The organism is Amycolatopsis sp. NPDC049253 (assembly GCF_040678995.1).
Lineage (GTDB): Bacteria > Actinomycetota > Actinomycetes > Mycobacteriales > Pseudonocardiaceae > Amycolatopsis.
This window is the reverse complement of sequence record NZ_JBFAQX010000007.1, coordinates 227,774-253,295: the sequence shown is the minus strand read 5'-3', so window position 1 is coordinate 253,295 and position 25,522 is coordinate 227,774. Positions and strand designations below refer to the sequence as shown.

The window sequence follows — 25,522 nt, the reverse complement described above, 5'->3', positions numbered from 1 at the left end:
CACTGACAAGAACTCAACTGTTTGCACGCTGTCAGGTTCGTCGGTCACGACGGGCGCGAAGTATCCCGGTGCAGGTCAGAACGCCTTGGCACCGGCACTTACGGCCAACGATCCTTGACGGCTGAGACGACGGGTGGAGGACTACGCCCAGCCGCCCGTGACCTCTGCGTGGTGCTCGATGAGCACTTCGAGGTCCAGCAGCAGCCCGTCAGCGATAGCGAGCCGCTGGCCCGCGAAGCGTGCGTACTCAGCGAATCCCATGAGGCCAGGATGGACCAGCAATGTCCGGTCGCGTGGCTCGATCGTCATTCGGGCCGTGTCAAAAAGGCGGTGGATGTCGGATCGGAGTAACAGCCCCTCGGTGACGACGTGGCGCTGGAACTTCGAGAAGGCGCGAAGGTGGGCTGCCTGAAGTACCTCACCAGGGCATTCACCGGTGACCGCGCAGACCAGGCCGTATCGATCGAGCAGGTCCTTGCGAAAGCCGTCCTGGCCAATGCGGACGTCGACCAGAACCTTGCGCTTGCCGCTCTTCCTAGACTTCACACCTCGCTTCGTGCGGGAGGCTGCCGCCCCCCGCGACTGAAGGTTCCGGAGCGTCAGCTTTCACCAGGTGGAACCGCCAGATACGGAACCCGTCCGAGTTCTGCTCTGGCCACACGTCAACGATCCGGTACAAGCCGTCGTATCGATAGCCGGAGGCAGGTGAGTATTTCGGATCTCCGGAGGCCGGGGACCGCAACCAGCATCCCTCGCAGACGTCCTCGGCAAAGTAGCAACGCGCGTCGGCAGCCAAACAGCTCGCATCCGTTGACTACTGATCCGGCTTTGCGCGCACGACGGACACTCGATGGCGAAATCGGCCCAGTTCAAAGGCTCGGTCCGCGCGTGCTTCGACCACCACGCTCGGCTCGACCGGCCAGTAGGTGAAGTCCTCGGCACCGGGAAGACCGGCAAGAATCCCCGATGCTCGCTTCTTCCCACCCTCGGCGAGCCGAAGCCGACCGGCCAGCGACCCGAGCGCGGTCCGGGACAGCGGCGCCGACAGGCCGACGGCCCGCACCCGCCCGCGCCGGTCCGTCTGGCCGAGCACCAGCGCCGTGGGCCGGGTAGGGCTGCCGGTGACGCCGAGCACGAGCGCGTCGACGTCGTCGTAGTGGCGCACCTTCACCCATCCGGCGCGGCCACCGCGCAGCGGATACCGGCTGGCCAGCGGCTTCGCAACGGCGCCCTCGATACCGACGGCCGCCTGGTCCGCGCTGACCCACGCCCGGCCCTGGGCGAGGTCGAGGGTCGAGAGCATCGGCTGCACGCCGGCGTTGCCCGCACCGACCACCGCCGCGAGCCGCTCCCGCCGGCGCGACAGCGGCCACAACCGCAAGTCGCGGCCGCGAGCACCGAGCAAGTCGAACGCCACGAACACCACGGCGATGCCCTCGGCGCGGCGCCGCGCCGGACCGTAGCCGAGCGCCGCGAACTCCAGCCGACCCTGCCGGTAGGCGCACAGCTCACCGTCGAACACCACCCGGCCCAGTGGTGCCGCCGCCTCCAGAATCCCCGGGAACCGGTCGGTCAAGTCGCCACCGGTGCGCGACTGCAGCACCCCACCCGGCACGTGCACCACGCACCGCCACCCATCCAGCTTCGGCGAGTACTCGTACGGCCCGACGGGCAGCGCCGTGGCCGGCTCGACCACAGCGAGCCGCAGCGGCAGTTCCGGCACGGGCATGTGTCTCATCATCAACCCGGCTGACCAGCACCGCAGCGCTAGACTCGCACGCATGTTCGAATCTCGGCGACCGCCCGGCGAGTACGGCAGCGGGGACCTCCCGGTGCGTCCGGCGCCACGGCACGAGCTGAACCCGGACGGGACGCTGACCGTCCACCCGCCAAAGCACTGCCCGCGCCAGCACCCCGTCACCGACTCGGGCACGTTCTCCTGGATCGCGGCGCTGCGCCTGCACGCGCTCATCTGCCACCGATGTCGCGACGAAGGCCACACCGAGCACGAGTGGGCCCTCATCGACCCCGCCTACGAACAAGCCGACGCGGGGAAAGCCACAGGGGCCGGGCTGGAACTGGTCGCCGTGGCACCGGGCGAGGTCGCCGAGCCCGGCCGGATCGAGCTGCACCTGGACGGCCAGCCGGTCGGCGCGGCCACGCTCGCGCTGTGCCCTCAGGACCGCATCGGGGTACTCGAACACGTCCAGGTCGACGACGGGATCCGGCGCCGCGGCTACGGGCGGATCCTGGCGCTCGCCGCCTTCTCCCGCCTGGACTGGTCCACTGACGGGCCGCCCTGGGTGCGCGGCGACCGGCGGGTGCGGGCCCTGCGCGCGGCGCAACGCGGCGCCGGGTACACGTGGACAACCACGCTGATCGAGAACACCACCGAGGCGCGCGGGTTCGCCGAGTGGCTCCCACTGCCGTCAGTGGGGGAACCGCGGTACTGCGGGCACATGCTCGACGCGGCCGCACGATTCACGTCGTAGGCGACCACCAGACCAAGTCCCGTGGGCACGGATGGGACATCGTCAGCCGCATAGGCCCCTGGGACCGCGATGTCATAGGGCAGACATCGCGTAACGCAGCATGTGGTCGAACCGAGTGAGCATGTACGCACACTTCTACGGGAGTCGAGATGTCCACCACCATGAGCTACATCCGGCACGACGGGCACGTGGCGGTGGCGCCCTGCCGACCCCTGCCCGATGGGTCAGTCGCCGTCTACTACAGCCACGCCTCGCACGACGACGTCAAATGTCACTGCGCCAGGCCTGTCGAACTTGCGCGGCTCGTCGACCGCCTGGGCGACGTGTGGCGATTCTTGATGGGTTCATACACGCGACACTGGATGATCACCCGTGACAGCCAGAAGGCCCAATCGTCGATCGAGATGGCGGAGGCTGTAGCGACAACCATGCAGATTGTCAGTTCAATCCAGGAGAATCTGGCAGCCGGCGGGTTCTCGGAGGCAGATCTCGTGAGCGACTGATCGCACGTGCAGAGGTCCGGCGGTCGGGACTTCCGCTCCCGGCCGTCGGCCACCTCGACCGACTTCCACTCGCGGACATGACGTCGGTCAGGTGCCATGAGATGGAAACGCCGTGGTCAACTCCCCTGACCGTTCAGGTCCGCTCACGAGGTCTCGGCGGGCGAGGCTTAGAACGGCGGCGGGAAGTCATTATAAATATCGAGCGCCGAACCTCTTCTGGTCAGGAATGAGCCGGCAATGACTGGGCACCTTGTCGGACTTCCTGTCTCAGCCGGTGCTCGCTGCGCGCGGCGTTGTCAGCGGCTGTCAGTGTCATCTGCCAAACTCCACACCAAGGTGATCGTTGCGAGAGGAGCTACAACGACAGGAACAAGCTGCAGCCCTAGGACACGTCACACCCGCACTCAAGGGTCGGCGCGCCCACAAACGCGGCTCCGAACCGCGCGTCAGATACAGCGTGCGGATGCGTCGACCCGCACTCAGTGCAGATTGAACAGGAGATCGATATGTCGACTCGGCGAAAAAGCCGAAGAGATGCCCATCGTCGAGATCGACCGTCGGCCAACAAGGGCCGCCTATCGGCTCACATAACGTACTGGCTCATCACCGCGGTTACAATCATGACCGCGTCCCTGCTGACACTCTGGCTTGCCTACAGCCGCCCAACGTTGGCAATTGACGGACGTGCGGGGTCCGTTTCACCAACACTCCTCTTCGATTCCCTCAAGGTCAGCTTCGCAACGATCGCTGGAATCGGCGGAGTAGTCGCGCTCGTGGTCGGCTACCGACGCCAACGGATTCACGAAGCACAAGACCTGCGAGACTTTACCCGCCTTTCAAACGAAAGATTTGCGAAGGCTGCGGAGCAGATTGGTTCCAACACTGCCGCAATACGCTTAGCCGGCGTCTACGCAATGGCAGCCCTCGCCGACGACTGGCCCGAGCAAAGGCAAGTCTGCATCGATGTACTCTGCGCATACCTCCGGATGCCCTTCCCGATAATACTGGAGCCGTCCGAAATTCCAGAGCCAGAATCCGTGACCGAGAACCCAATGCAGCCGTGGCGCCAGTGGCTCGAGGCCGTTCCCACAGAAAGCCGAAACCCACACGAAGAAAGTCACGTACGAACAACTATACAGAAGGTTATAACCGCTCACCTAGATCCGGATGCCGAATCAAACTGGTTTGGCTATAGATTCGATTTTCAAGGCTCAGTGTTCGAAGGCGCACTATTCGAGGGCGCCGTCTTCAAGGAGTGTCAAGTCATCTTTGACGGGTGCTTGTTCTACGGAGAGTCCTGGTTCAGCAACTGTAAATTTATCAGCTCGTACGTCTCCTTCGCAGCAGCCATCGTAAACGATAGCCTCGGCTTCGAATTCTCTTACATTGAGGACTCAGACCTCACACTGTACTTTTCGTTCGGCAACGATTGCTCTGTGAACTTTCAAGGGATAAACCTGCACAGCGGAATACTGCGACTGGTGCCCGACCTGAGCAGGGGTGCACATCTCAGCTTCATAAGTAGTCATCTCGAAGGTGGAACGATTGAGCTTCATCGCCTAGAGATGACAAAGGGTTCTAGTCTCGCATTTAGCCGAGCCGTGATAGACGGAACGGAAATCAACATTATCGGCCAAAATTGTCGCGGCGGCACAATCTGGCTGAACGGACTTACGATCAACGACGGTTCCATGACCATCAAGGGCGATGATAGGTTTTCCAACCAGCAACTTATTCTTGAGGGCACGGAGTTGTCAATGGATGGAATGGACCTTAACGGAGGAACTCTGGCCATAAGAAACGCCGTCCTCTCCGGAAGCCGGATACACGCTGAAAACCTCGTCATGAACGGCGGGATCATAGATTTCTCTGAAGCGACCTTCCAATCAGGACTACTGAGCATCACTCAGCCGGACATTAGGCGGGGCGAAATTTGCTTTCGGGGAGTAAATTTTGAAGATGGCGACACCGTGAAACTCTCCGAGATTGCTGATAAAAACGTCAAGTTCTACCACAGTGCAGGAGAAGTCTCTGACGTACGAAAGCAGCTGACAATTACAGACGCAGCCACCGGACGGTAGAATAGAGACGTCGGCTAGGCCCTACGGCGCCAAATCATACAGGGCTCGTGGCACAGTAAGTGCAAGGCGAACCATGGAGCGGATGCGAGGAGACAGCGTGACCGACACTGCGCGAAACGGAGGATGGTTACACGTGGCACAGTCCGTCGCGGCTCCGCCTGATGGCTCCAACGCCGGCGAGGTGATCCGCTGGTACCGACAGCAGCACAACCTCACGCAGCAGGACGCCGCCGACCTGCTCAGCACCACGCAGTCGTGGGTATCCAAGATCGAGAAGGGCAAACTGGTCCCCGGAGTCGCCGAACTGCGCACGATCGCAGGCAAGCTGCACATTCCGCCGGAGCGCCTGGGTGTCCTGCCCGACCGCTCGGCTGACGCCGTACCCAAGCCCGGACAGGTCAGCGAGGCCGGCGCGCCGCATGAGAGCCAGGAGCGATGGAAGTTCGTCCGACGTGAGTTGAACGCCAACCGTGCGGTGCTGGGTGACCTCGCCTCCGAGCTGTATCCCCGAGCGCACGTAATCCCGGGCACGACTGTCCTCACTCAGTCCGAGTGGCTTCCCTCGCGCCCGGTCGAGCTGACCGACGTGGAGCTGAACTGGATCGCCGAAACACCGCCCAAGCCAGTCATCACGGGCGGCATAGACCAGACCGAGGGCGTTCGGCCGCTCGCCGCGGACGGGGAACACTTCCGGCTGTACTCTCGCGCCCTTCGCGACCTCGCCCGGCCCAAGCTGCTGGACAACCGGGTCAGCTACCGACTCCTCGACGTTGACTGGACCGGCGACCGGGGCCGCCTCGGGTTCAACTACACGACCTACTTTGACGTGCTCGACGTGTGCGAAGCGGCAGCGCACGAGTTCGCCGACGCCTGGCTCAGTGCGGGGCGAAAGCGGCCCAGCCTGGCCCACCTGCCGTTGCGAAGGCACATCGAGGACCCGTTCGACTTGCTGGCGCGCCCGATGCTGCCCAGCATCAACACTCTGACAATCCGGCGCGACCCGATCGACGGGCACCGGATGTTCCTGCACCGCCGCGACGCCAAGGCCACCGCTGTCGCAGGCGGCATGTTCCACGTCATCCCCGCCGGGGTGTTCCAGCCGGCTGCTTTGGCGCCGGCGCACCAGTCGAACGACTTCTCGGTGTGGCGCAACATCCAGCGCGAGTACTCCGAGGAATTCCTCGGCAACCCCGAGCACGATGGCAACTCGCTCGACCCGATCGACTACGACCAGGACGAGCCGTTCCGCTCGTTCGCCGCCGCTCGCGCGGCCGGCGACTTCCGGGTCTTCACCTGCGCAGTAGTGCTTGAACCGCTGACCCTGTGGGTAGAACTGCTGACCGTCGCCGTCATCGACGGCCCGGTGTTCGACAAGCTCTTCGCCAACATGGTCGAGGTCAACGAGGAAGGCGCTGCAGTCAGCACCGACGCCACGCGGCCGACTGTCGGCATTCCCTTCAACACCGAGGCCCGTGAGCGGCTCAAGTCCGAACCGCTTTCCCCGATCTCGCGCGCCTGCATCGAGATGGCCTGGCAGCACCGCAGCACACTGCTGGCAAGCTGAGCACGTGCGCGTTCTCGTCACCGGCGCGGCCGGGTTCCTCGGACACGCCGTCGTCGCTGCCCTCGCCGACCAGGGGCATGAACCGGTGGCGTTCGTTCGCGATGCTTCCAATGCACCACAACGGGCAGCGACGGCGGCAGTGGGGAATCTGGAGGACCCGGCAAGCCTCCGTGCCGCGGTCCACGATGTCGACGGCGTGTGCCACCTCGCGGCCCGCGCGCGCGTGCGCGAGTCCCTAACCGACCCCATGAGCTACTGGCGCACCAACGTCAGCGGCACGCTCAACCTGCTTGACGCGCTCACGAGCCGGGATGCGCCGGCCAGCCTCGTCCTGGCCTCAACAGCGGCCGTCTACGGCACTTCCGAGGCCCAGCCCATCAGCGAAGACGCGCCGATCGCTCCGACGAACCCGTACGGAGCGACCAAGGCTGCAGCCGACCTCGCAGCTGCAAACGTCGCGGCGACGGGACAGCTAGGAGCGATCAGCCTCCGCGCCTTCAACATCGCCGGTGCCGTTGGCGGCTGCCACGATCGTGACCTCACCCGCCTGATCCCCAAGGTGCTCGCCGTCCAGGCCGGACTCGTCGACGAGTTGGGCCTCAACGGCGACGGGACGGCCGTCCGCGACTTCGTGCACGTGGCCGACATGGCCCAGGCGTTCGTTCTCGCGATCGAAGCGTGCGCCGTCGGCGAGTGGCGCGCCTACAACGTCGGCAGCGGCCGGGAGACGTCGATCAACGACGTTCTCGCCGCGGCCGAGCAGGTCACCGGCCGCCCAGTCCGGACCAAGCGGAACCCGCCCGCGAACGAGCCGCGCGTATTGCTCGCGGACAGTCGACGCATCCGCGACGAGTTGGGTTGGAAAGCCCCGAACTCAGATTTGTTGCGGATTCTTTCGGACGGCTGGAGCGCCCTGACCAGCGCGTATGCCGCCCCGGAATAGTCCTGTTCGGAATAGGTTCGACGCGACTGTAGATCGCCTACCAACCCAGCCTTCTTTGCGGTGTTCTTAATGCATCACAGCGAACAAGAACACCGAGAGGAAGTAGCGAGATGGCGAAGAACCCCTTCAGCATCAAGACCGGCGGCTGGGATCCTCAAGAAGGTGGTCGGGGCGGTGATCGTCCTCGTCGTGCTGGCCCTGGTGATCCATCACCCGCACGACGCGGCTGGCATGGTCAACTCGGCCACGGACAAGGGCAACGGCATCATTGACAGCGTTGCGCAGTTCTTCCGGGACCTGGGCAACGGCTAATCGCGGCCGGCCATGAGGTCATCGACGGACTTCCGCAGCGAAGCGACCTCGGCCTGCAGATCTTTGACCGTTGCCGACAACTCGGGCAGGGATGGCAGAGGCTCGCCGGAGTCCGGAATGGAAGCGGCCACGAACGTGCCGATCGGTGCCCGTGAGTTGACCCAGCCGCGGTCACGAAGCAGCCCTAGCGCCTTCTGCAGCGTGGCGATCGCGACGTCGTACCGCTCGGCCATGTCCCGCTGGTTCGGCAGCTTCTCCCCCAACGCGTAGGTACCGGACCGGATCTCTTCGGCGATCTTCTCGGCTACCTGCTCAAACGGTGCCTGAAGTCGGGACTCTGCCTCCATAGGCGCCATATTAGCGACACAAACCACCATGGCCTAGTTCACTCGAACGGCCGATACCACCTACAAACTAGTACGTACTAGTTTGTAATGACCGACGACGAACGGAGACGAACGATGAGGAACGCACACCAGACCCGCCGCCAGGCCGAGATGGCCGCGGCTGACCTGGACTTCGACTACTTCGAGGACACGACCGGGTTGGCCGGCGACGGGTTCGCGGTGGACATGTTCGACGCGGTGGCCGAGCTGGCCGACCTCTACGGGGAGATCGCGGAGATTGACGCAGCGCTGGCCGAGCTGGAGGGTCCGGTGGCTCCGGTGGTGCCGCTGTTCGAGCAGAACGTGATCGTGGGCAGCAAGGCCGGCCAGGGCAAGACGGCCGCGGTGCGCGCCGTGTTCTTCGGTGAGGTGGCGTGATGGCTGACCGCCTGTTCCTCCCGGCCGAGTTCTCGCAGCTGGCAGCCACGATGCCGCCCGCGTCGGCGCCGCCGACCACCCGGTGGGTGTGGCTGAATCAGACGCACAACGGCTTGCACCAGATGTTCGGTGGCCCGCACGGGCTGGTGGCGATGCGGCTGGCGAAGGTGATCGACCAGGCCCGCGGCGCCACGCTCGACGAGATCAAGAACAGCACCACCACTTCGGCCGCCTGAGGCCTTCCGCGCACGCCTTCCGCGCACTTTTCCACAGTTTCCGAATTCCCGCCCGGGGACCGCCATGCCTTCTCCCGGTTCGGCCCGCTCGAAAGGACCGCTCATGACCAGCACTGCGACCGCCGCGATCTCGGGCCGCTTCCGCGACCTGGCGGACACCCTGACCCGTAACGCCACGATCCTGGCCACCGCCGGTCTGCCGGAGACCGTCATGTCGGTCCGGGCGGAGGTCTACCGCGACGTCGCGGCCCAGCTGCACCTGCTGGCCGAGGCCGAAGCCACCGAGGGCAACCCCCTCGTCGTGGTGCTGGCCGAAACCGACGCCGCGATCGCGGTGGCCCGCCGCCTGGAGCAGCTGGCCGGCCAGCTGACCCGCAACGCCCGCCTGCTCACCACCCGCACCACCGACCCGGTGATGCACTGCCGTGCCACGGTCTACCGCGACGTCGCCGCTCAGGCTCGCCTGTGGGCCGAGGACGAGGCCGCCCACGCCGCGGCCCGCCCGCGGTACACCAGCCGGCCGCCGCTCTCGACCGTGCTGGCGGGACCGAACCCCCTCGTGGAGCAGGCCGCCATCCGGGCGCCGCGGGTTCGGCCGGCGTTCCTGGACGCCCTGGTCGACTCGATCGCCGCGCGGCGGCGCCAGGGCTGGTCGGTGGCCCGGCTGACGCTGTGGCTGCGCACCACGCTGCGGGACCCGCAGACCGACGCGATTCACCCGTGCGCGCAGCGCTCGTTCGTCTCCTACGTCACCGAGCTGCTCACCCCGACCCCCGCGGGCCGTGACCTGCGGGCTGCCTGAACCACCCCTGAAAACCCCTTCTCGAAAGGATTTTCGATGTCGCTGATCGGTTCGATGGCCGCGAAGCTCGCCGCCCGTCTTGATGACCGGGCCCCGGTGTTCTACGCCGCCGACATGGCCGCCTTCACCCGGCGGGACGGGGTGTGGCACGTGCTGGTGATTCAGCGCGGCTGGAACCCGGATAAGGGCAAGCTCGCCCTGCCCGGCGGGCACGTCGACCGCGACGAGTGCTCGCGGGACGCGGCGGTGCGGGAGCTGGCCGAGGAAACCGGGATCCACGTGCCGGAGGGTTCGTTCGTCGCCCAGGTCGGGGTGTTCGACGAGCCGGGCCGCGACGCTCGCGGCCGGTACGTGTCGGTGGCCTACGGCGTGCTCCTGAACGACGCCCCGGACCCTGTCGCCGCCGACGATGCCGCCGCGGCCGAGTGGATGCCGCTGCACATCGCCACCCGCGTCGCCGACATGGGCGGGTTCGCGTTCGACCACCACCGCATCCTCGCCCGGGCGGTCCGCCTGTACCGCGAGCTGGAGCCGTCCTGGCCGCACGACGACGAAGACGCCCGCTGAACCCCGATCCCCAGCACCCATACCGAAAGGATCTCCACCCGATGAACGCGACCTTGATCACCCAGGCCAGCCGCAAGCTCGGATGCCGCGAGCTGCTCGCTGAAGCCGTCGTGCTGGCCGTGATCGACAAGAGCGACGCCGGCGAGACCGTCCCGGCCATCGTCGACTGGCTCGACTACACGCTCGGCGCGACCAACCCGGCCGCGAACCCCGAGTTCGTCCAGTGGGTGGTCACGAACAAGTAGCCCGCCACCCCGGCCCCGCAGGCACATCCGCACCGCCCACACAGGAGAGAGGAACCCGCATGGCCAAGAAGGACCACAAGGTCGAGATCTCGCGCGGCGGCAAGCCGAAGGAAACCCGGATGGTCACCGAACAGGAGGCGAACACCCTGGAGACGCTGCCCTTCCGCGACCCGAAGGTCATCTCCGTCACGGTCACGCCCCCGCGCTGAGCTCGCCCCGGCCCGGCGGCCCATTCCGCCAAGAACACTCCGCCGGGCCGGGGTGAAACCCCTGCCACCACACGAATGCAGAACAGGAGAACCGTCATGGTACGCAAGGTCGTCCAAGCCAAAATCGCCCAGCTGAAAGACGAGTGGGCCGCCTCCGGAGCCGAAGTCGACGCCCTGCTCAGCGATCAGGCGAACTGGACGGGCACCGGCCGGTGGAGCTGGAACCCGGAAGCCCGGCCCTGCAAGGTCAAGGGCTGCATCCGCACCCCGAAGAACGGCGCCTTCTGCCGCAAGCACGGGCGGGGTGCCCGATGACCACCACATCCACAGCCACCGACGCCATCCTCGCCGGTTTCAACAACGACGACATCTTCAGCGAGTACGGCTCCGTGTACTTCGACCAAGCGCTTACCTACCTCACCCGCTGGCTCGACAGCGTCTCCGATCAGGAGGACGCCCTGATCGAGATGCACGCCGCGATCGTCCGGCGTGCGCAGGCAGGTTGGCGCTCCGAGCTCGACCACGTCAGCGAAGTCGCCGCGGTCGTGTCCGGCCTGGCCCGCGCGGTGCAGCACAGCCGCACACCGATGCCGGCCGACGTGCTGCTCAACCTGCTCGCACACGCGCTGTGCGCGCTGTGGCTCGACTGGACGTCCTCGGACCGCAAAGACCACCTGCAGATGGCCCGTAACTGGATGGCGCAGGCGTACCTGGTGGCCGGAGTGCAGGAACCGACGGGGGCGACACGGTGACGCTGAACGTGTTCATGACCGCCCGCCTGCTCGACCCCGCCAACCGGTGTGCGGTCGGGCCTGAGCTGCGGGTGTGTTTCCGCTACGACCCGGCCGACCCGTACGCGGTGCAGCTGAACGTCACCGACACTGGTGGCCGGCGAATCAGCTGGCTGTTCAGCCGTGACCTGCTCGCCGACGGCCTCGCCGGCGACGCCGGTCACGGCGATGTGCGCATCATCTCCTTCGCCGACACCGTCGAGATCGTCCTGTCCTCCCCGGACGGCATGGCGCGCCTGGAGTTCTCCCGCGCCGAGCTGCAACGCGGCCTCGACGAGACCGAAACCCTCGTGCCCACAGGCGCCGAAGCCGCCGCGTTCGACTGGGACCACGAGATCGCCCTGCTCGGCCGCGACGCCGCCTGAGCCACCACCCGCACCACAACGCAGAGGCCACCCGGCCTCTGCTTCCGCACGCCCGAAACCGGGCGTGCGACACGGAAAACCGATGAGGAGAGGGACCGAGATGGCCAACACCGAGAAACTCCTGGCTGCCGCCCGCACCACGCTGCGGAAGGCACAGCACAACGCCGAGGACCACCTCACCTTTCGTGAGCGGGCCCGCATCGAGGGGCGCAAGCGCGACGCGACGCTGGCCCTCGACGCGTTCGACAACCTGGTCGCGAAGCACGGCGAGCGCAAGGCCCTGCACATCGTCACCGCGGCTGTCGACAAGTACGCCGCCGGCGTCATCCACGCGATCAACACCGCCCGCCGCCGCTGACCCGCGGCCCGGCTGGCCGGGGCGGTCTCGCCGGCCTCGACGCCCGAGGCCGCCCCGGTGCACCAACACCGCCAGAAACCTGTCAACCACGACGAAAGGACGTAAGACCGATGAGCTACGGAGACTGGCAGACGCGAGAGCTTCAGCGCTGGATCAAGGACGGCGACGATCTCGCCGCGAAGGCCCGCAAGCTCGGCTCGCGCGGCAAGAAGCTCGCGGCCCTGCGCAAGAGCGCCGTGGCCGCCTTCGACCGCGAGGTCCTCAAGGGCAAGAACGGCGACTTCCGCTACGTCAAGGACCTCATCGTCACCTACCACAGCGCCGCCATCGCCGAATGGAACGCCCTGCGCTGACGACCGCACCACCTGATCCGCCCGCAACCCCGTGACACAGAAGGAGAACAACATCATGGCTCTGCTCGGCAAGAAGAAGCCGAAGGACGTCCTCGGCTACACGGTGACCGGGTTGACGCGGGGCAGGTGTGCCGGCTGCGGTCGCCGCATCAGCCTGAAGGTCAACATCTGCAACCGGCCGGCGTGCTCGCGCAAGGTCGGAATGGAGATGGACTGATGGGCGCCTGCAAGCACACCGCGTTCATCGCGAAGCTGAAGGGCGGCTGGGCCTACAAGACCTGCCGTTACTGCAAGCACTCCTGGTCCGAGGCCATGCCCCGGCGCGAATCGCGCAAGCCGCTCACCGCGGTCAAGCGCTGAGGACCCCGGCCCGGTGGCCTACGCCTCGCGAGCACAACCCACCGGGCCGGGGTCTGACCCCGCTCTCCCAGCACTCACGTACCCGGAAAGGGGAAACCCCATGGTACCGGCCCCACCCGCGCCCAGCCCGGCACCGACCGGCCGCCCGGACCGCCAGCCGGCCGAGCCCGTCGGCACCTTCCACACCGACGCCACCACACCACCGCGCAAGCCCGGCGCCTGCCGCTGCATCACCCACTGCCGCAAGCCCGCCGCCGCCAACTGCCACCTGCGCAGCACGGCCGCCTCGGCCGCCCCAACCAGCCGGGAGCGCTGAGCCGTGACGGACAAGAAGCTCGCCGAGGCATACCGGCGCAACGCCGCTGACGAGGAATCGACCGCGACCGCTCTTCGAGACAAGGCCGAGCAGCTCGAACACGCCGGGGACTTCCGTATGGCCTCCACCTACTTCACGGCGGCGGCCAAAGCCGAGCAGCGCGCCCAGGTGTGGCGCGGCCTGCTCGCGTAGCCGACCAGCAAGGAGTTCTGACCCATGGACCAGATCACTCACCGACCCACCGAAAACCCGGACACCACGCCCGAGGTCGTGCTGTGCATCGACGCGGACTGCCCCGCGTGCGGCTGGCCCGAGCGCACGTTCACGTTGCCCCAGGCCATCTTCGGCTGCCCGCAGTGCACCTACACCAGCACCGAGCGAGGTGCGTGATGAACGTGTTCGAGGTACTGGAGCGCAAGGGAACCCTCGTGCTGCTCGGGTTCCTGGCCGCGCTGCTGGGGTTCGTGGTACTGCACCTGATCCGGATCCCGCTGGTGCTGCTCGCCGCGATCCTGGCCGGGGTGATGGCCCGGCTCAACACCAGCCTGCAACGGCTCGCAACCGAGCCGCCGCGCGGCCCGGTCAACCAGTTCTTCCCCCCGAACTTCCCCGTGACCCGGAAGGAGCCCGCCCATGCCTGAGCTCACCATGCCCGGCCCGGCCACCCGCGAGGACGCCGCCGACGCGCTGCAGCTGGCCCGCGACGACGCCCGCCGCGAGGCGGTCAGGTTGGTGGCAGGCCAGCTGTTCATGATCGCCGTCATCGTCGTGGTCTGCGCGCTGGTGACCCGCTCGTGGATGCCGCCGTGGTGGGGCTGGGGCCTGATCGGCCTCTACGCCGGCGGTGTTCTGCAAGACGGCCGCGACCTCGCCGCGGTCGTGACCGGGCGGATGACGTTCGACACCCGCCTCGACGACGGCACCACGGTGCATCTCTGCGGTCGCCGCCACTGCCCGCACTACCCGGAGGTGACGCCATGACCGAGCAGCACCCGTGCCGCACCCGGACCGAGAAGGCTCTGGTGTGGACGGTCGGACGCTTCGGCGAACTCGCCGCGGTGACCACGCCCGTGGTGATCGGCGCGTTCACCACCAGCTGGCTCGACCTGCTCTCCGCCGCGATCGCCGCGGTCTGGGCCGCGCACGAGATCCGGCTGCACCGCACCACCCGCGCCACCCGCGCCGCGGTCGCCGGCACCCCGCCCCGACCCCAGCTCACCACCACCTCGCGCTCGACCGATCCGGCCTCGGCCGGGGAGGCCGAGCCCACCGGCCGGAAGGAGGCCAACGCATGACCACCACGACCGAACACCTCGACGACGGCGACCCCGGCGGCGAGTTCTCCCAGGGCCTGGCCGCCCTCGAACGCCACCTCGCCGAAGTCGCCGACGCCGACGCCCTCGGCGAGCCCGACGAGGACGGCGAGGCGGGCCCGGACCCGCGCGAGACCACCAGCGCGGGCCGGGCCGGGGTGACGCGGCGGGTCAAGCGCCGCGTAGCCGAGCACGAGGAGGCCCACCGGCTGCTCGCGCTGGAGGCCGACACCGCACCGTTCGAGGTCACCACCGACAAGGTCCGCACCCGCCGTAAGGCGGTCAACGAAGCCGCCGCGCTGTGGCAGCTCTCCCGCGACCCCCGCGTGCTGGCCTACCGCGACGCCCGGATGCTGCGCCTGATCATCGGCGTGGCGCTGGTGTCGCTGGTCCTGGCGCTGGCCTGGTCCACCGCCGGGGTCCAGGCCTTCGCGGCCGAGGGCAACCCGCTGTGGAGCCCGCAGTGGTGCTTCGCGTGGCTGGCCGAACCGTTCTGCTCGCTCGCGCTGCTCATGGTCGTGGCCGGCCGCGCCTACCTCACCACCCGCGGCCAGCCGCTGCGCTCGGGCAGCGTCGAACGCACCGAGTGGGTGTTCCTCGGGCTCACGCTCGGCATGAACGCCTGGCCCCACCTGCCCGGTGTCGCCCCCGACTTCACCGTGTCCAGCCTCGTGCTGCACCTGCTCGGCCCGGTCGTCGCCGTCGCGGTCGTGCGCTGCCTGCCCCACCTGCTCGCCGCGTTCGGCAGGCTCGACGTCCACCCCGACGCCGCCACCGTCGACCCGGCACCCGCCGCGACGGAAACCACCCCGGCCGCCAACGCCACGCCGGCGACGGTCGCCACAGCGGCCCCGAGGGCGGTGCCCGTGCGCCGGACGACCCGACGCACGACAGCCCGCTCGACCATCCCCGAGCCCAAGCGGCGCGGACTCGACGAGCTCCGCCAGGAGTTCAAGGCGCTGCTCGCCGACCCGCCCGCCGGGTTCCGCCCGGACGTCGTGGAGGACATCCGCAAGGCACTGCAGTGCGGCAAAAAGTACGCCATGACGCTGCGCGACGAGTACAAGAACCGCCCCACCGACTAACCCCACCCGGGTCCGGGCAGGGTCGGTCACCCTGCCCACCGGGCACGCGGTGCCGACCCTGCCCGTGACCTGCACGAGTACACCGCAGGAGGACCCCATGGCACCCACCGACCACCACGACGAAACCACCCCCGAGACCACCCCCACCGCGGCCGTCGAGTCCGCCGGTGAGCTGGCCACGGTCCACCCCCTGCGCAAGGCCGAGTCCGGTCCGGTGATCGAGGGCGAAGTGGTGTCCGAGGAGGAGTGGGCGTTGCTCACCTCGCAGAAGGCGCAGGCGCTGTGGCGCTACGAGCAGTACCGCCGCAACGCGGTCACCGTCGCCCGCGTGACCCGGACGGCGATCTCGCACGACCGGACGGTCTCGACGCTGCGGTTCGTGTGCCGCAACGCGCTGGTGTACCCGTCCCTGGGCGCGGCCGCGGCGGTCAAGCGCTGGCGCGACACCCACGGCTCGTCGCGCTACGAGCGGATGATGCGCGCGGCCGAGCTGGCCGGCGATCACGACAAGGTGGCCGAGTGGGAAGCCCGCGACGTGACCGAGAAGCAGCGGCGGCACGAGCGGTCGATGGACTGGATGAAGTCGCCCTGGCAGATCGCCAAGGCCGCGGCGATGCTGACGTTCTCCGCCGCTGTACTCCTGCTGGTCCTGGGCCTGGTCCTGTGGGTCGCGGGCAAGGGCGGCGTGCTGGACCCGATCATCGGGGTGATCGACGCGATCGCGTTCTGCGTGTGGTTCGTCATCAGCTACGGCGCGTTCCTGGTCCTGGCCGGCACCGCCGGGCTGGTGACCTACTTGTGGAACCTCGGCCGCCGCTCCGAGTCCGTCCCGCCGATGTTCCGCCCGGCGCACCAGCGGGTGGCCGACGACGTGGAGATCACCCCGTCGATCGTCGTCACCGCCCTACGTGACCTGCGGATTTCCGTGCTGCGCAAGAAGATCGAGCAGATGGAGGACAACGGCGCGGCGATGCTCTCGCCGATCCGGCTGGCCGGACGCGGCGTCGAGTTCGACGTGCACCTGCCCTCGGGCGTGGACACCGAGGAGGTCAAGCGCAAGCGCCGCAAGCTCGCGGAGAACATGGGCCGCCACGAGCACGAGGTGTTCCTGTCCACCCCGCCCTCCCCGCGCACGATCCGCGTGTGGGCGGCGGACTCGGGTGCCTTGGACGAGCCGATCGGCCCGTCTCCGCTGGTCACGGACCCAACCCTGACCGCCGACCTCTACAGCGGGCGGGCACCGTGGGGCGAGGATCTGCGCGGCGACGCGGTGCTGCTGGCGCTGTTGCAGTGCCACCTGCTCATCACCGGCCTGTCCAAGCAGGGCAAGACCGCCAGCCTGCGGGCCCTGGCGCTGTGGCTGGCGCTGGACCCCTCGGTGCAGCTGCACATCGCCGACCTCAAGGGCATCGGCGACTGGCGGATGTTCAAGCCGGTCGCGAAAACCCTCATCGAAGGCCCCTCTGACCAGCACTGCATCGCCGCCACCGAGATGCTGGAGTGGGGCGTCGAGGAGATGGAACGACGGCTGGAGGCCTTCGACGGCGAGAAGTACCGCAACGGCATCCCGCGCGAGCTGGCCAAGAAGGGCGGCCCGTTCGAGCCCATCGTGCTCCTGGTCGACGAGGCCCAGAACGCGTTCATGAACCCGCTCAAGGACGAGCACAAGAACCCCTGGGGCGGACAGACGAACAAGAGCCGCTACTTCATGGCCGCCCGCCGGATCCAGAACCAGGGCCGTGCGGTCAACGTCGTGCTGTGGCAGGGCACGCAGGACCCGACCGACCAGAACCTGCCCAAGCTGGTCCGCGAAGGCGCTCACATCCGTGCGGCACTGTGCCTGGGCACCGAATCCCAAGCCCGGATGGCCATCGGCGAGAAGGCTGTCGACGGCGGCGCCGCACCGCACGAACTGCGCTCTGGCCTGGACAAAGGCACCCTGGTCGTCGCCGGCGAGGGCGTCCCGCTGCCGCCGGGGCAAGCGGCGATGACCGTGCGCACGCACTTCATCGACGGCGACGACTCCGCCGCCGTCATCGACCGCGCCGTCGCCATCCGGGGCGGCGCCGAAGAAGAGAACCTGCAGGTCGAAGCCCCGCAGGAGCGTGACCTGCTCGCCGACGTCGCCGAGGTCCTGGGCGGCAAGGACATCAAGGCCACCGATGTCGGCGCCCGCCTGCGCCGGCTCGCGCCGGGCTACGAGCCCTACGCCGAGCTGACCGCCGACAAGGTCAAAGCCGCCCTCGAAGACGCGGGCTGCCCGGTGCGCCAGAAGCAAGGAACGCTCACTGTCCGTGCACGAAACGTCGAGAACGCGATCGCCGACCGCGCCGACGAAGGGGAGTGAACCCCACACCCCGCCGGTAACGAAAAAGCGGGGGTTCCGAGGCGCCACACCCGCCGGAACCCCCGCTCCCCTCTGTCCCCTCTCGGTTTATCAGGGCTGATCAGCCTAGGTGAGGCCGGGAGGGGAGCCCGGAGAAGCAAATCCTTCTCCCCGGGCACGCTTCCCCCGCCGGTTCCCCCGGAATTCCCCCCGCTCGACTGCACCCACCACACACCACACCGATCACTCATCGTAACCATTCTGGCCCGGCACCCCAGCACGATTCCCGGCCCGTCAACGAAAAGGAGCACAGCCATGGCACTCAGCGACAAGGACCTCGACCTGACCGTCACCAGCCGGGGCGCGTTCGTCACGGTCGCCTGGAACTCGCGCCGCGAGCGCCTGATGTTCCGCATCGACCGCCGTACCGGTGAAGCCCTCGACGCCCACGGCAACCAGGTCAACACCAGCGACGCGCGAGTGATCCAGCAAGCACTCAACGCGGCCGGCGAAGTCCCGCTGGGCAAAGCCGTCTGGCGCCTGCACCGCTGACCCACCGTCCCGGCCAGCCCGAAACCCCATACACACCAAGGAGGCAATCCCGTGAACACCCAGCCTGATCCCGCCGCGATCGCGGCGAAGCTGCGCCCGATCGACACCGAGGAGCAGGGCGCCGCGTACCTGAACGCGCTGCGCCTGGACCGCGAGCAGCTGCTCGCCGTCGCCCCCGCGCTGGGGCTCACGCGCATCCCCGTCCGGCTGAGCATGAACAAGCTCACCGAGCGCGTGCTGAACCAGGCCATCGGTGCGCGTCTCAAGTTCGCGGGCCTGCGGAGCTGGTGATGGCCCGCTACAGCCCCGACGAAGCGGCGTTGCTCGCCCTGGAGGCACACGAGGTCGCCCACGCGGTCGCCTGCCGGGCGGCGGCCACCAGCCGGCGGGCCTGGCTGCAGGTGCGCCGCGTGGTGCTCACATCCGAGCGCGGGTTCATCGAACATTCCGCGCCAGAGCCCGGCAACCAGGACCAGATCAACACCGAGCTGATCGTGGCGCTCGCCGGGCGAGAGGGTGCCGCCCGCTGGGTGCAGCGCCATGACGGCTGCTGGCGCGGCCAGGCGCTGCGCTGGGCGGCCCACGGCTGCGGATCTGATCTGGCGTTCTTCAACACGATGAAGCACCACTCCAACCGCTCCACCGGCTGGCTCGAAAACCGGGCCCGCGCCGTGGTCGCGAGCAACTGGGGCCGCATCGACCGCCTCGCCCACAAGCTCGCCGCCGACGGCCGTCTCTCCGGCAGCCACTTCGCCTGACCCCAGCACGCCCGACACCTGACAGAACAGGAAGGACAACTGATCATGAGCAAGCCGAGCCCCGCCAAGTGTCCGTACGTGGCCAAGTACGGGCGCCACAACTACAACAGCGGGATCCAGCGGAAGCTCTCCCGCAAGACCTTGTGGAACTGCCACGGCTGCACCCACACGATCTTCGTACGGGACAAGGACAAGCCCGAAGTAATGCCGTTCATCTGACCAACCCCGCTCACCCCGGCCGGCGCTCCGCTGGCCGGGGTGAGCACTGTCCATAGTGGAGAAAGGAGGCCCCGATGGTCGAGCGTCTGGTGGTGTCGCTGCGGCGGTGGGCGCTGGAGTTTGCTGGCAGGGGGTGGCCGGTCTACCCGCTGCGACCCGGCGCCAAGCGCCCGGAGTGGCACCGCAAGGACCGCTGCCCGCAGGCCGGGCGCTGCGCCGACGGGCACGTCACCCCCGAGCAGATGGCCTCGACCGACCCCGAGCTGGTCGAGCGGGCGTGGGCGGCGACTCCGTGGAACATCGCGATCTTCCCCGGCCCGGCCGGGATGCTTGGGATCGACTGCGATCAGCCCAAGCCCGGGCAGACCGGCGCCCGTGACCCCGATGGCTGGACTCAGCTGCAACGGCTGGCTGCCGAGCGGGGCGGGCCGCTGCCTGACACCTACACGGTCACCACACCCTCCGGTGGCCGGCACCTGCTCTACACCGTCCCGCCCGGGTGCGTGCTGCGCTCGACGGTCAAGCACATCGCCAGCAACGTCGACACCCGCGGCTGGGGCGGCTACCTCGTCGGCGCCGGCTCGGTCCGCCCGGACGGTGCCTACGAGCTACTCGACGACACCGCCCCCGTGCAGCTGCCGGGGTGGTTGGTCCAAGCCAACGTCGAACACGCCTCCACGGCCCTCTCAGAGCCACGCGAGAAGGCCGTAGCCGCACCGAGCGCCTACGTGGCGAAGGCATTGCAGGGCGAGACCGATCGTGTCCGCAGGGAGCCACCAGGACGGCGGAACAGGGTGCTCTCCACCGCCGCCTACGCCCTGGGGCAGCTCGTCGGCGCTGGGCTGCTGGACGAGCACCACGCTCGCACCGAGCTGCAGGCCGCCGTCGCCTCGTGGGGCGACACGGCCTCGCTCGGCAAGGACCACGGCGTCATCGAAACCAGCCTGCGCGCCGGCGCCGCCAACCCCCGGCGCGTCACACCCTGCGGCCACCGTGCCGCATGACCGTGAAGGAGGTGACACACCATGGCACGTCAACACCCGTGGGTCCTGGCGACAGTGTGCTGGTCGCCCGACCGGGAGTTCACCCGCGGCACCTGGCACGGCAAACCCCTGATGTCCCACGGCATCGCGCCGCGCGACAAGCTCGCGACCCGCCGCCAGCTGCGCGCGCTCGGCCTGCGCCCGGGTGGGCAGGACCCGGTGGCGTTCCTGTACTTCCGCTGCCGCAAGGCCGCCAAGCTCGTCTATGCCGACCTGTACCTGATCGAGCACGCCAAACCGGTCCGGCCGATGACCCCCGGCCGCCGCGCCGCACTGGAGAAGGCCATGGCAGCGCGGCGCACCTGCCGCGCATGCGGCGAAACCGGCTGGGCCGAGCTGCCCCGCGCGCACCGCACCTGCGACCCCTGCCTCGCCGACGCCGGCCTCCCGCCCGACAGCCACCTGCACGACTTCCTCGTCGGCGAACCCACCCTCACCGCCGACGAACACGCCGCACTCGACCACGCCCGCCCCGGGCAGCACGAGAACCCCGGATGGACACAGGAGATCGCCGCATGAGCACACGACTGAACGAGCACGCGCGCGAGCAGCTGCGCGCCGCCGGGATCAGCCCGACCGAATGGGCCCGCCGCAACTACTTCATGGACGGCCAGTGGCACGGCGACGCCTGCGGGTGTCCCGACGATCGCTGCATCGGCTACCACCACGACGCCGAAGACGACTGCGGGTGCCTGCCCGCGTTGCTGGACGAGAGAGGAGTTGAGCATGGGATGGTTCAGCCCCCGTCGTGACCCCACCGACACGCACCAGCTGCGCATCGCGATCCACGAACTTGGCCACGCCGCCGTCTGGTCCGACGCCGGACTCCAGATCCGGGAGGTCGTGCACACCGGGGATTCCGGGCACTGCGACGTCGTGTGGGACCCGGACAACCTAACCGGGTACGCCGTCGGCTGTTGGGGCGGTTTCGAGGCCGAAGACCGCTGGCTGCGTGCCCACCGCGCCGGACACGCCAGCCGGGGCAACTCCTCCTACGACATCGGCAACTTCCGCCACGTGAACCGGGGCCTCGACAAGCGCCTGTCCGAGAGCAGGGCCCGGTCCATGGCTCGGGCCGCGGTCGGCCGCCACTGGCGCCGGATCGAAACCCTTGCACCGCAACTCATCCGTGCAGGGCGACTGACCGGCATTCGCCTCTGAACCCCGACTGCCGCCGAATGGCTCGTCGCCGCCGTCGACTCGCTCGAACGCACCACCCCCCGCGCCGCCTGACACCGCACCCATTGCGGTCTCCGGCGGCGCGCTTGCTCGATGGGAGAGCTCCATGTCCAGCCAGCCGAATCCAGCCCGCCCGCTGTGGGCAGTGAACACCGAAGGGAGCCCGCGCGTGCGGATCGGAGAAGACCCAGAGGCGATCCGCGTGCTCACCGACGCGGTCAACCGCCGCCTCATCCCCGAAACCTACGTCTCGGACGGAGCACCAGTGGTGGTCGAGGAAATCTCCGGCGCCGCCGACCCCGCCACCGCCGAAGACGACGTCGCCCTCCCGATCGTCGCCTCCGTGCTCAAGCCGGCACTGCTGGCCGGGTTGCTGGCCGAGCATGCCGAGGTCTACCGGCCCAAGCTCGTACGCGACGCGTGGGTCGACACCGAAGTCAGCCCGCCCGGGCCGGTGCTCGCCGCGGTACTGGCGCGCCAGTCCTGGCCCGGGCTACCGGTCCTGCGGCGGATCATCTCCACCCCCGTGCTGCGCCCCGACGGCACCCTGTTGCAGGAACCCGGCTACGACCCGGCGACCGGGTTCTACCTCGCCGGCAACCACCACCTGCAACCCGTGCCCGACCACCCGACACCGCGGGAAGTCGCCCAGGCCCGCGAGTTCCTGTTCGAACGGTTCCTGCGCGACTTCCCGTGGCGCACCGAGGCCGACCGCGCGAACTACCTGGCGCTGCTGGTGACGCCGCTGATCCGGCCGTTCACCCGCGCGCTGTCCCCGTTCGGGATGATCGAGGCCTCCATGCCCGGCTCCGGCAAAACCATCCTCGCCGGCTGCGTCGGGCTCCTGGTCGGACAGCGCGTGCTGACCTGGACCGAATCCGAAGACGAACTCCGCAAATCGATCACGACCGTGCTGTCGGACTCGGTCGGGGTGATCGTGTTCGACAACCTCGCCGAAGGCGCCGTCGTCGACTCCGCCGTGCTCGCCCGCCTGGTCACCGAACGGACCTGGTCCGATCGCAAGCTCGGCACCAACGCCGCCGCGACGTTCCCGAACGACCGGCTGTGGCTGGCTACCGGGAACAACCTGCGCACCGGTGGCGACATGGCCTCCCGTTCGGTGTGGGTGCGGCTCGACCCGAACTGCCCCCGCCCCGAAACTCGCACCGGGTTCACCATCCCCAACCTCGACACCTGGATCCTCGATCCCGCCAACCGCGCCACCGTGCTACGCCACATCCTGATCCTGATCCTCGACTGGACCGCCCACGGCGCACCCTCGGCCACCGCGGTCCCCCAGATGCGCCAGTTCACCCCGTGGGCCCGGCACCTCGGGGGGTTCCTCGAACACCACGGGGTGCGCGGGTTCCTCGCCAACGCCGACGCCACCCGCGACCTCGACGACGAAGACGCCGAATGGCGCTCGTTCTTCCTCACCTGGGACGAACTCCACGGCGACCGACACATGACCGCGCAAGAACTACGGGTCAGCGGCGAACCCACCGCCGGCACCGACCCCTGGGCCGGGACCTTCCCCGTCACCGCCTCCGGAAAGCCACTCACCACCAAGAGCCTCGGCAGGAAGCTGGCAGGGCAGGTGGACCGCTGGCACACCGACGTCGTGTTACGCAGCGAAGTCGACAGCCACCGCAACTGCAAAACCTACTGGGTAGTACGCAACGGCTCCTAGAACAACCGCCACAAGAAACCCGCAAACCCGCAAACCCGCAAAAGATCTTGTCCTAACTCTCTCACCAGGAAAAACAAGGCCTCTCAAGGTTGCGGGTTTGTTTGATCATGAACCCATCCAAACCCGCAAACCCGCGGGTTTGCGGGTTTCGCCCACCATCCCGCGAGGAGAAACCCGCAAGCAAAACCCGAGGTCAACGACCACTTTGCGGGTTTGCGGGTTTGCGGGTTTCTCCACGGCCCCGACGCCCCAGAGCCGCCAAACCCGCACCCCCCACCTGCCAGCACGCGCAGCTGACGATTACGCAGAGTAACAAGATCTGCGTGGGGGGACCGAACTCGGACATGCGGGCTTGACGTCTCAACCCGACGACCCCGAAAGGCACAACACATGCCTACCGCTGACGACATCACTCAGCTCGCAGCCACGCTCGCCCAACTCGCCGAACGCATCGCGGCGCAAGAAGCCGGCATCGCTCGTCCATCACTCCGGCCCACGTCGCAGCGTGTCCTCCTCACCGTTGAGGAAGCAGCCGAACGACTTGGGATCGGCCGGACGATGACCTACCGCCTCGTCCGGACTGGACAGCTCGAATCCGTTCAGATCGGGCGGCTCCGTCGTATCCACACGTCTGCGGTCGATGCGTACGCCGCTGAGCTGATCCGCCGCGCTACCGGCGAAGCCGCCTGAGGGAGGGGAAATCCATGCCGAGGAAGAAGCGCCCCGAGGGCACACGCGCGCCGAACGGGGCGAGCAGTGTCTATTTCAGCGAGACCGATGGCCACTGGCACGGTCGCGTGACGGTTGGGCGCAAGGACAACGGAAAGCCCGACCGTCGACACACGATGTCCAAGGACGAAACGAAGGTCCGCAACAAGGTCCGCGAGTGGGAGAATGAGCGCGACCAGGGCAAGGTCCGCAAAGCCGGTCTCAATTGGACGGTTGAGGCATGGTTGAACCACTGGCTCGAGAACATCATCGCACCGCCGACCATCACTGAAAACGCCTGGGAAGCTTACGAGGTGGCATGCCGGGTTCACCTAATTCCCGGTATCGGTGCCCACAGGCTTCAGCGGTCGCACTCGGGCGACAAGCTGGAACCGGAGCACCTTGAGAAGCTCTACCGGAAAATGATCCGGGAGGGCGCCGCGCCGGGTCGCGTGCACCAAGTGCACCGAACCATTCGGACGGCGCTGAAAGTGGCGCAGCGGCGCGACATCATCACCAAGAACCCCGCGGAACTTGCCCGGGCCCCGAAGGTGGAGGAGAAGGACTACGAGCCGTACGACGTCGACGAGGTCCAGCGCATTCTGGAAGCCGCCGACCGCAGGCGGAACAGTGCGCGTTGGGCCATCGCTCTTGCGCTGGGTCTCCGCCAGGGCGAGGCCCTCGGAATCCAATGGCCTGACGTGAACTGGGACCGCTGGGACCGGCCGTGCAAGAAGCACGGGTCCCCGTTCTGCGCCGCGTGCTTCGAGCACCACGCGCCCGAAATCGGCGTGCGACGGAACAGGCTCCGGCCGAAGTACAAGCACGGTTGCTCGACGCCGTGCGGCCGCAAGTTCGCGGGCTACTGCCCGCAGCGTGTCTCGGCACGGCGGGAGACCGCACCCACGAAGTCGCGGGCCGGTAAGCGGTACATCGGGCTGCCCAAGCAGCTCGCACTCCTGCTCGTGCGGCACCAGGCAGCTCAAGCCCAGGAATGTGCGCTGGCGGAAGACCTGTGGGAGGAGACCGGCTACGTCTTCACCAAGCCGACCGGCCAGCCGCTCGTGCCTAACACCGACTACCACCACTGGAAGGAACTGCTGCGCGACGCCAAGGTGGGGGAGCGGCGGCTTCACGACGCCCGGCACACCGCCGCGACGGTGCTTCTGCTGCTGGAGGTTCCCGAGCGGACCGTCATGTCCATCATGGGGTGGTCCAGCACAGCCATGGCCGCGAGATACCAGCACGTCACCGACCGCATCCGCCGGGGCGTGGCCGGCCGGGTCGACGGGCTGCTCTGGGCACCGCCGGACGCCGCTGCGAACGAGGACGAGGAGCCTCCGGAGGTGGCCTAACCGGGGGCAAATGAGACTAGAACTGAGACTAAG

42 protein-coding genes are annotated in these 25,522 nt (G+C 68.0%); 38 read left to right on the top strand and 4 right to left on the bottom strand.

What is annotated here, in order from left to right; genetic code table 11:
* Positions 1 to 141: 141 nt before the first annotated feature.
* From AB0K15_RS18985 to AB0K15_RS18975, 3 genes are all read right to left on the bottom strand, one after another.
* On the bottom strand, positions 142 to 546 hold the full coding sequence (locus AB0K15_RS18985; protein ID WP_364051615.1) for an HNH endonuclease: 405 nt from the start codon (positions 544 to 546) through the stop codon (positions 142 to 144).
* Entirely contained in the window at positions 536 to 742 is a 207-nt protein-coding gene (locus AB0K15_RS18980; protein WP_364051958.1) for a YDG/SRA domain-containing protein, read from the bottom strand. The genes AB0K15_RS18985 and AB0K15_RS18980 overlap by 11 nt, the downstream gene beginning before the upstream one ends.
* Positions 743 to 814: 72 nt before the next feature.
* Positions 815 to 1,729 (bottom strand): hypothetical protein, encoded by a 915-nt coding sequence (locus tag AB0K15_RS18975; protein ID WP_364051612.1) that lies wholly within the window; start codon positions 1,727 to 1,729, stop codon positions 815 to 817.
* 52 nt (positions 1,730 to 1,781) lie between these two features.
* Here AB0K15_RS18975 and AB0K15_RS18970 point away from each other — a divergent pair, with 52 nt between their 5' ends.
* The 6 genes from AB0K15_RS18970 (at position 1,782) to AB0K15_RS18945 (ending at position 7,895) form a co-directional block, all read left to right on the top strand.
* A complete protein-coding gene (locus tag AB0K15_RS18970) occupies positions 1,782 to 2,492 on the top strand; it encodes a hypothetical protein (protein ID WP_364051609.1) in 711 nt (236 codons plus the stop codon).
* A gap of 149 nt (positions 2,493 to 2,641) precedes the next feature.
* Positions 2,642 to 2,995, top strand: a complete 354-nt coding sequence (locus AB0K15_RS18965) for a hypothetical protein (protein ID WP_364051606.1) — start codon at positions 2,642 to 2,644, stop codon at positions 2,993 to 2,995.
* A gap of 620 nt (positions 2,996 to 3,615) precedes the next feature.
* Positions 3,616 to 5,076, top strand: coding sequence for a pentapeptide repeat-containing protein (locus AB0K15_RS18960; protein ID WP_364051603.1), 1,461 nt, complete (start codon positions 3,616 to 3,618; stop codon positions 5,074 to 5,076).
* Between the two features lie 97 nt (positions 5,077 to 5,173).
* Entirely contained in the window at positions 5,174 to 6,640 is a 1,467-nt protein-coding gene (locus AB0K15_RS18955; protein WP_364051600.1) for a helix-turn-helix transcriptional regulator, read from the top strand.
* A 4-nt stretch (positions 6,641 to 6,644) separates the two neighbouring features.
* A complete protein-coding gene (locus tag AB0K15_RS18950; protein WP_364051597.1) occupies positions 6,645 to 7,583 on the top strand; it encodes an NAD-dependent epimerase/dehydratase family protein in 939 nt (312 codons plus the stop codon).
* A 174-nt stretch (positions 7,584 to 7,757) separates the two neighbouring features.
* The gene (locus tag AB0K15_RS18945; RefSeq protein WP_364051594.1) at positions 7,758 to 7,895 is read left to right on the top strand and encodes a hypothetical protein; all 138 of its coding nucleotides are present in this window, start codon (positions 7,758 to 7,760) and stop codon (positions 7,893 to 7,895) included.
* Here AB0K15_RS18945 and AB0K15_RS18940 read toward each other — a convergent pair.
* Positions 7,892 to 8,242 (bottom strand): winged helix-turn-helix domain-containing protein, encoded by a 351-nt coding sequence (locus tag AB0K15_RS18940; RefSeq protein WP_364051591.1) that lies wholly within the window; start codon positions 8,240 to 8,242, stop codon positions 7,892 to 7,894. The two genes, AB0K15_RS18945 and AB0K15_RS18940, sit on opposite strands and share 4 nt — an antisense overlap.
* Positions 8,243 to 8,356: 114 nt before the next feature.
* Here AB0K15_RS18940 and AB0K15_RS18935 point away from each other — a divergent pair, with 114 nt between their 5' ends.
* The 32 genes from AB0K15_RS18935 to AB0K15_RS18780 all read left to right on the top strand — a co-directional run bounded on the left by AB0K15_RS18935 (position 8,357) and on the right by AB0K15_RS18780 (position 25,489).
* Entirely contained in the window at positions 8,357 to 8,659 is a 303-nt protein-coding gene (locus AB0K15_RS18935; protein WP_364051588.1) for a hypothetical protein, read from the top strand.
* On the top strand, positions 8,659 to 8,895 hold the full coding sequence (locus AB0K15_RS18930; protein ID WP_364051585.1) for a hypothetical protein: 237 nt from the start codon (positions 8,659 to 8,661) through the stop codon (positions 8,893 to 8,895). The genes AB0K15_RS18935 and AB0K15_RS18930 overlap by 1 nt, the downstream gene beginning before the upstream one ends.
* Before the next feature lie 103 nt (positions 8,896 to 8,998).
* A complete protein-coding gene (locus tag AB0K15_RS18925; RefSeq protein ID WP_364051582.1) occupies positions 8,999 to 9,697 on the top strand; it encodes a hypothetical protein in 699 nt (232 codons plus the stop codon).
* A gap of 36 nt (positions 9,698 to 9,733) precedes the next feature.
* A complete protein-coding gene (locus AB0K15_RS18920) occupies positions 9,734 to 10,264 on the top strand; it encodes an NUDIX domain-containing protein (RefSeq protein ID WP_364051579.1) in 531 nt (176 codons plus the stop codon).
* Positions 10,265 to 10,305: 41 nt separating this feature from the next.
* The gene (locus AB0K15_RS18915) at positions 10,306 to 10,509 is read left to right on the top strand and encodes a hypothetical protein (RefSeq protein ID WP_364051576.1); all 204 of its coding nucleotides are present in this window, start codon (positions 10,306 to 10,308) and stop codon (positions 10,507 to 10,509) included.
* A 59-nt stretch (positions 10,510 to 10,568) separates the two neighbouring features.
* Positions 10,569 to 10,718, top strand: a complete 150-nt coding sequence (locus AB0K15_RS18910) for a hypothetical protein (protein WP_364051573.1) — start codon at positions 10,569 to 10,571, stop codon at positions 10,716 to 10,718.
* A 96-nt stretch (positions 10,719 to 10,814) separates the two neighbouring features.
* A complete protein-coding gene (locus AB0K15_RS18905; RefSeq protein ID WP_364051570.1) occupies positions 10,815 to 11,033 on the top strand; it encodes a hypothetical protein in 219 nt (72 codons plus the stop codon).
* The gene (locus tag AB0K15_RS18900) at positions 11,030 to 11,470 is read left to right on the top strand and encodes a hypothetical protein (protein WP_364051567.1); all 441 of its coding nucleotides are present in this window, start codon (positions 11,030 to 11,032) and stop codon (positions 11,468 to 11,470) included. The genes AB0K15_RS18905 and AB0K15_RS18900 overlap by 4 nt, the downstream gene beginning before the upstream one ends.
* Positions 11,467 to 11,874 (top strand): SsgA family sporulation/cell division regulator, encoded by a 408-nt coding sequence (locus tag AB0K15_RS18895; RefSeq protein ID WP_364051564.1) that lies wholly within the window; start codon positions 11,467 to 11,469, stop codon positions 11,872 to 11,874. Before AB0K15_RS18900 ends, AB0K15_RS18895 begins: the two co-directional genes overlap by 4 nt.
* A 100-nt stretch (positions 11,875 to 11,974) precedes the next feature.
* Complete coding sequence (locus AB0K15_RS18890) at positions 11,975 to 12,232, top strand: hypothetical protein (RefSeq protein WP_364051561.1); 258 nt, start codon at positions 11,975 to 11,977, stop codon at positions 12,230 to 12,232.
* Between the two features lie 110 nt (positions 12,233 to 12,342).
* A complete protein-coding gene (locus tag AB0K15_RS18885) occupies positions 12,343 to 12,585 on the top strand; it encodes a hypothetical protein (RefSeq protein WP_364051558.1) in 243 nt (80 codons plus the stop codon).
* Between the two features lie 55 nt (positions 12,586 to 12,640).
* Positions 12,641 to 12,802, top strand: coding sequence for a hypothetical protein (locus tag AB0K15_RS18880; RefSeq protein WP_364051555.1), 162 nt, complete (start codon positions 12,641 to 12,643; stop codon positions 12,800 to 12,802).
* Complete coding sequence (locus AB0K15_RS18875) at positions 12,802 to 12,945, top strand: hypothetical protein (protein WP_364051552.1); 144 nt, start codon at positions 12,802 to 12,804, stop codon at positions 12,943 to 12,945. Before AB0K15_RS18880 ends, AB0K15_RS18875 begins: the two co-directional genes overlap by 1 nt.
* 100 nt (positions 12,946 to 13,045) lie before the next feature.
* The gene (locus AB0K15_RS18870; RefSeq protein WP_364051549.1) at positions 13,046 to 13,261 is read left to right on the top strand and encodes a hypothetical protein; all 216 of its coding nucleotides are present in this window, start codon (positions 13,046 to 13,048) and stop codon (positions 13,259 to 13,261) included.
* 3 nt (positions 13,262 to 13,264) lie between these two features.
* Positions 13,265 to 13,453: a hypothetical protein gene (locus AB0K15_RS18865; protein ID WP_364051546.1), complete on the top strand. Its 189-nt coding sequence runs from the start codon at positions 13,265 to 13,267 to the stop codon at positions 13,451 to 13,453.
* A 24-nt stretch (positions 13,454 to 13,477) separates the two neighbouring features.
* Positions 13,478 to 13,651 (top strand): hypothetical protein, encoded by a 174-nt coding sequence (locus tag AB0K15_RS18860; protein ID WP_364051543.1) that lies wholly within the window; start codon positions 13,478 to 13,480, stop codon positions 13,649 to 13,651.
* Entirely contained in the window at positions 13,651 to 13,902 is a 252-nt protein-coding gene (locus AB0K15_RS18855) for a hypothetical protein (protein ID WP_364051540.1), read from the top strand. The genes AB0K15_RS18860 and AB0K15_RS18855 overlap by 1 nt, the downstream gene beginning before the upstream one ends.
* Positions 13,895 to 14,242, top strand: coding sequence for a hypothetical protein (locus AB0K15_RS18850; protein WP_364051537.1), 348 nt, complete (start codon positions 13,895 to 13,897; stop codon positions 14,240 to 14,242). Before AB0K15_RS18855 ends, AB0K15_RS18850 begins: the two co-directional genes overlap by 8 nt.
* Positions 14,239 to 14,556: a conjugal transfer protein TraH gene (locus tag AB0K15_RS18845; protein WP_364051534.1), complete on the top strand. Its 318-nt coding sequence runs from the start codon at positions 14,239 to 14,241 to the stop codon at positions 14,554 to 14,556. Before AB0K15_RS18850 ends, AB0K15_RS18845 begins: the two co-directional genes overlap by 4 nt.
* Positions 14,553 to 15,659 (top strand): conjugal transfer protein TraI, encoded by a 1,107-nt coding sequence (locus tag AB0K15_RS18840; protein WP_364051531.1) that lies wholly within the window; start codon positions 14,553 to 14,555, stop codon positions 15,657 to 15,659. Before AB0K15_RS18845 ends, AB0K15_RS18840 begins: the two co-directional genes overlap by 4 nt.
* Before the next feature lie 97 nt (positions 15,660 to 15,756).
* Positions 15,757 to 18,006: an FtsK/SpoIIIE domain-containing protein gene (locus AB0K15_RS18835; protein WP_364051528.1), complete on the top strand. Its 2,250-nt coding sequence runs from the start codon at positions 15,757 to 15,759 to the stop codon at positions 18,004 to 18,006.
* Between the two features lie 294 nt (positions 18,007 to 18,300).
* Positions 18,301 to 18,537: a hypothetical protein gene (locus AB0K15_RS18830; protein ID WP_364051525.1), complete on the top strand. Its 237-nt coding sequence runs from the start codon at positions 18,301 to 18,303 to the stop codon at positions 18,535 to 18,537.
* Positions 18,538 to 18,588: 51 nt separating this feature from the next.
* Positions 18,589 to 18,828, top strand: a complete 240-nt coding sequence (locus tag AB0K15_RS18825; RefSeq protein WP_364051522.1) for a hypothetical protein — start codon at positions 18,589 to 18,591, stop codon at positions 18,826 to 18,828.
* Entirely contained in the window at positions 18,828 to 19,295 is a 468-nt protein-coding gene (locus tag AB0K15_RS18820; protein WP_364051519.1) for a hypothetical protein, read from the top strand. The genes AB0K15_RS18825 and AB0K15_RS18820 overlap by 1 nt, the downstream gene beginning before the upstream one ends.
* Before the next feature lie 45 nt (positions 19,296 to 19,340).
* Positions 19,341 to 19,514 carry a hypothetical protein gene (locus AB0K15_RS18815; protein WP_364051516.1) on the top strand — a complete coding sequence of 58 codons (174 nt, stop codon included), beginning with the start codon at positions 19,341 to 19,343 and terminating at the stop codon, positions 19,512 to 19,514.
* Positions 19,515 to 19,588: 74 nt separating this feature from the next.
* Positions 19,589 to 20,518, top strand: a complete 930-nt coding sequence (locus tag AB0K15_RS18810) for a bifunctional DNA primase/polymerase (protein WP_364051513.1) — start codon at positions 19,589 to 19,591, stop codon at positions 20,516 to 20,518.
* Positions 20,519 to 20,539: 21 nt separating this feature from the next.
* Positions 20,540 to 21,076 carry an RRQRL motif-containing zinc-binding protein gene (locus tag AB0K15_RS18805; RefSeq protein ID WP_364051510.1) on the top strand — a complete coding sequence of 179 codons (537 nt, stop codon included), beginning with the start codon at positions 20,540 to 20,542 and terminating at the stop codon, positions 21,074 to 21,076.
* A complete protein-coding gene (locus tag AB0K15_RS18800) occupies positions 21,073 to 21,309 on the top strand; it encodes a hypothetical protein (RefSeq protein ID WP_364051507.1) in 237 nt (78 codons plus the stop codon). The genes AB0K15_RS18805 and AB0K15_RS18800 overlap by 4 nt, the downstream gene beginning before the upstream one ends.
* Positions 21,284 to 21,718, top strand: coding sequence for a hypothetical protein (locus AB0K15_RS18795; RefSeq protein ID WP_364051504.1), 435 nt, complete (start codon positions 21,284 to 21,286; stop codon positions 21,716 to 21,718). The genes AB0K15_RS18800 and AB0K15_RS18795 overlap by 26 nt, the downstream gene beginning before the upstream one ends.
* A gap of 187 nt (positions 21,719 to 21,905) precedes the next feature.
* Positions 21,906 to 23,426, top strand: a complete 1,521-nt coding sequence (locus AB0K15_RS18790) for a hypothetical protein (protein ID WP_364051501.1) — start codon at positions 21,906 to 21,908, stop codon at positions 23,424 to 23,426.
* Positions 23,427 to 23,816: 390 nt separating this feature from the next.
* A complete protein-coding gene (locus tag AB0K15_RS18785; protein ID WP_364051498.1) occupies positions 23,817 to 24,116 on the top strand; it encodes a helix-turn-helix domain-containing protein in 300 nt (99 codons plus the stop codon).
* A 14-nt stretch (positions 24,117 to 24,130) separates the two neighbouring features.
* The gene (locus AB0K15_RS18780; RefSeq protein ID WP_364051495.1) at positions 24,131 to 25,489 is read left to right on the top strand and encodes a site-specific integrase; all 1,359 of its coding nucleotides are present in this window, start codon (positions 24,131 to 24,133) and stop codon (positions 25,487 to 25,489) included.
* Positions 25,490 to 25,522 lie beyond the last annotated feature (33 nt).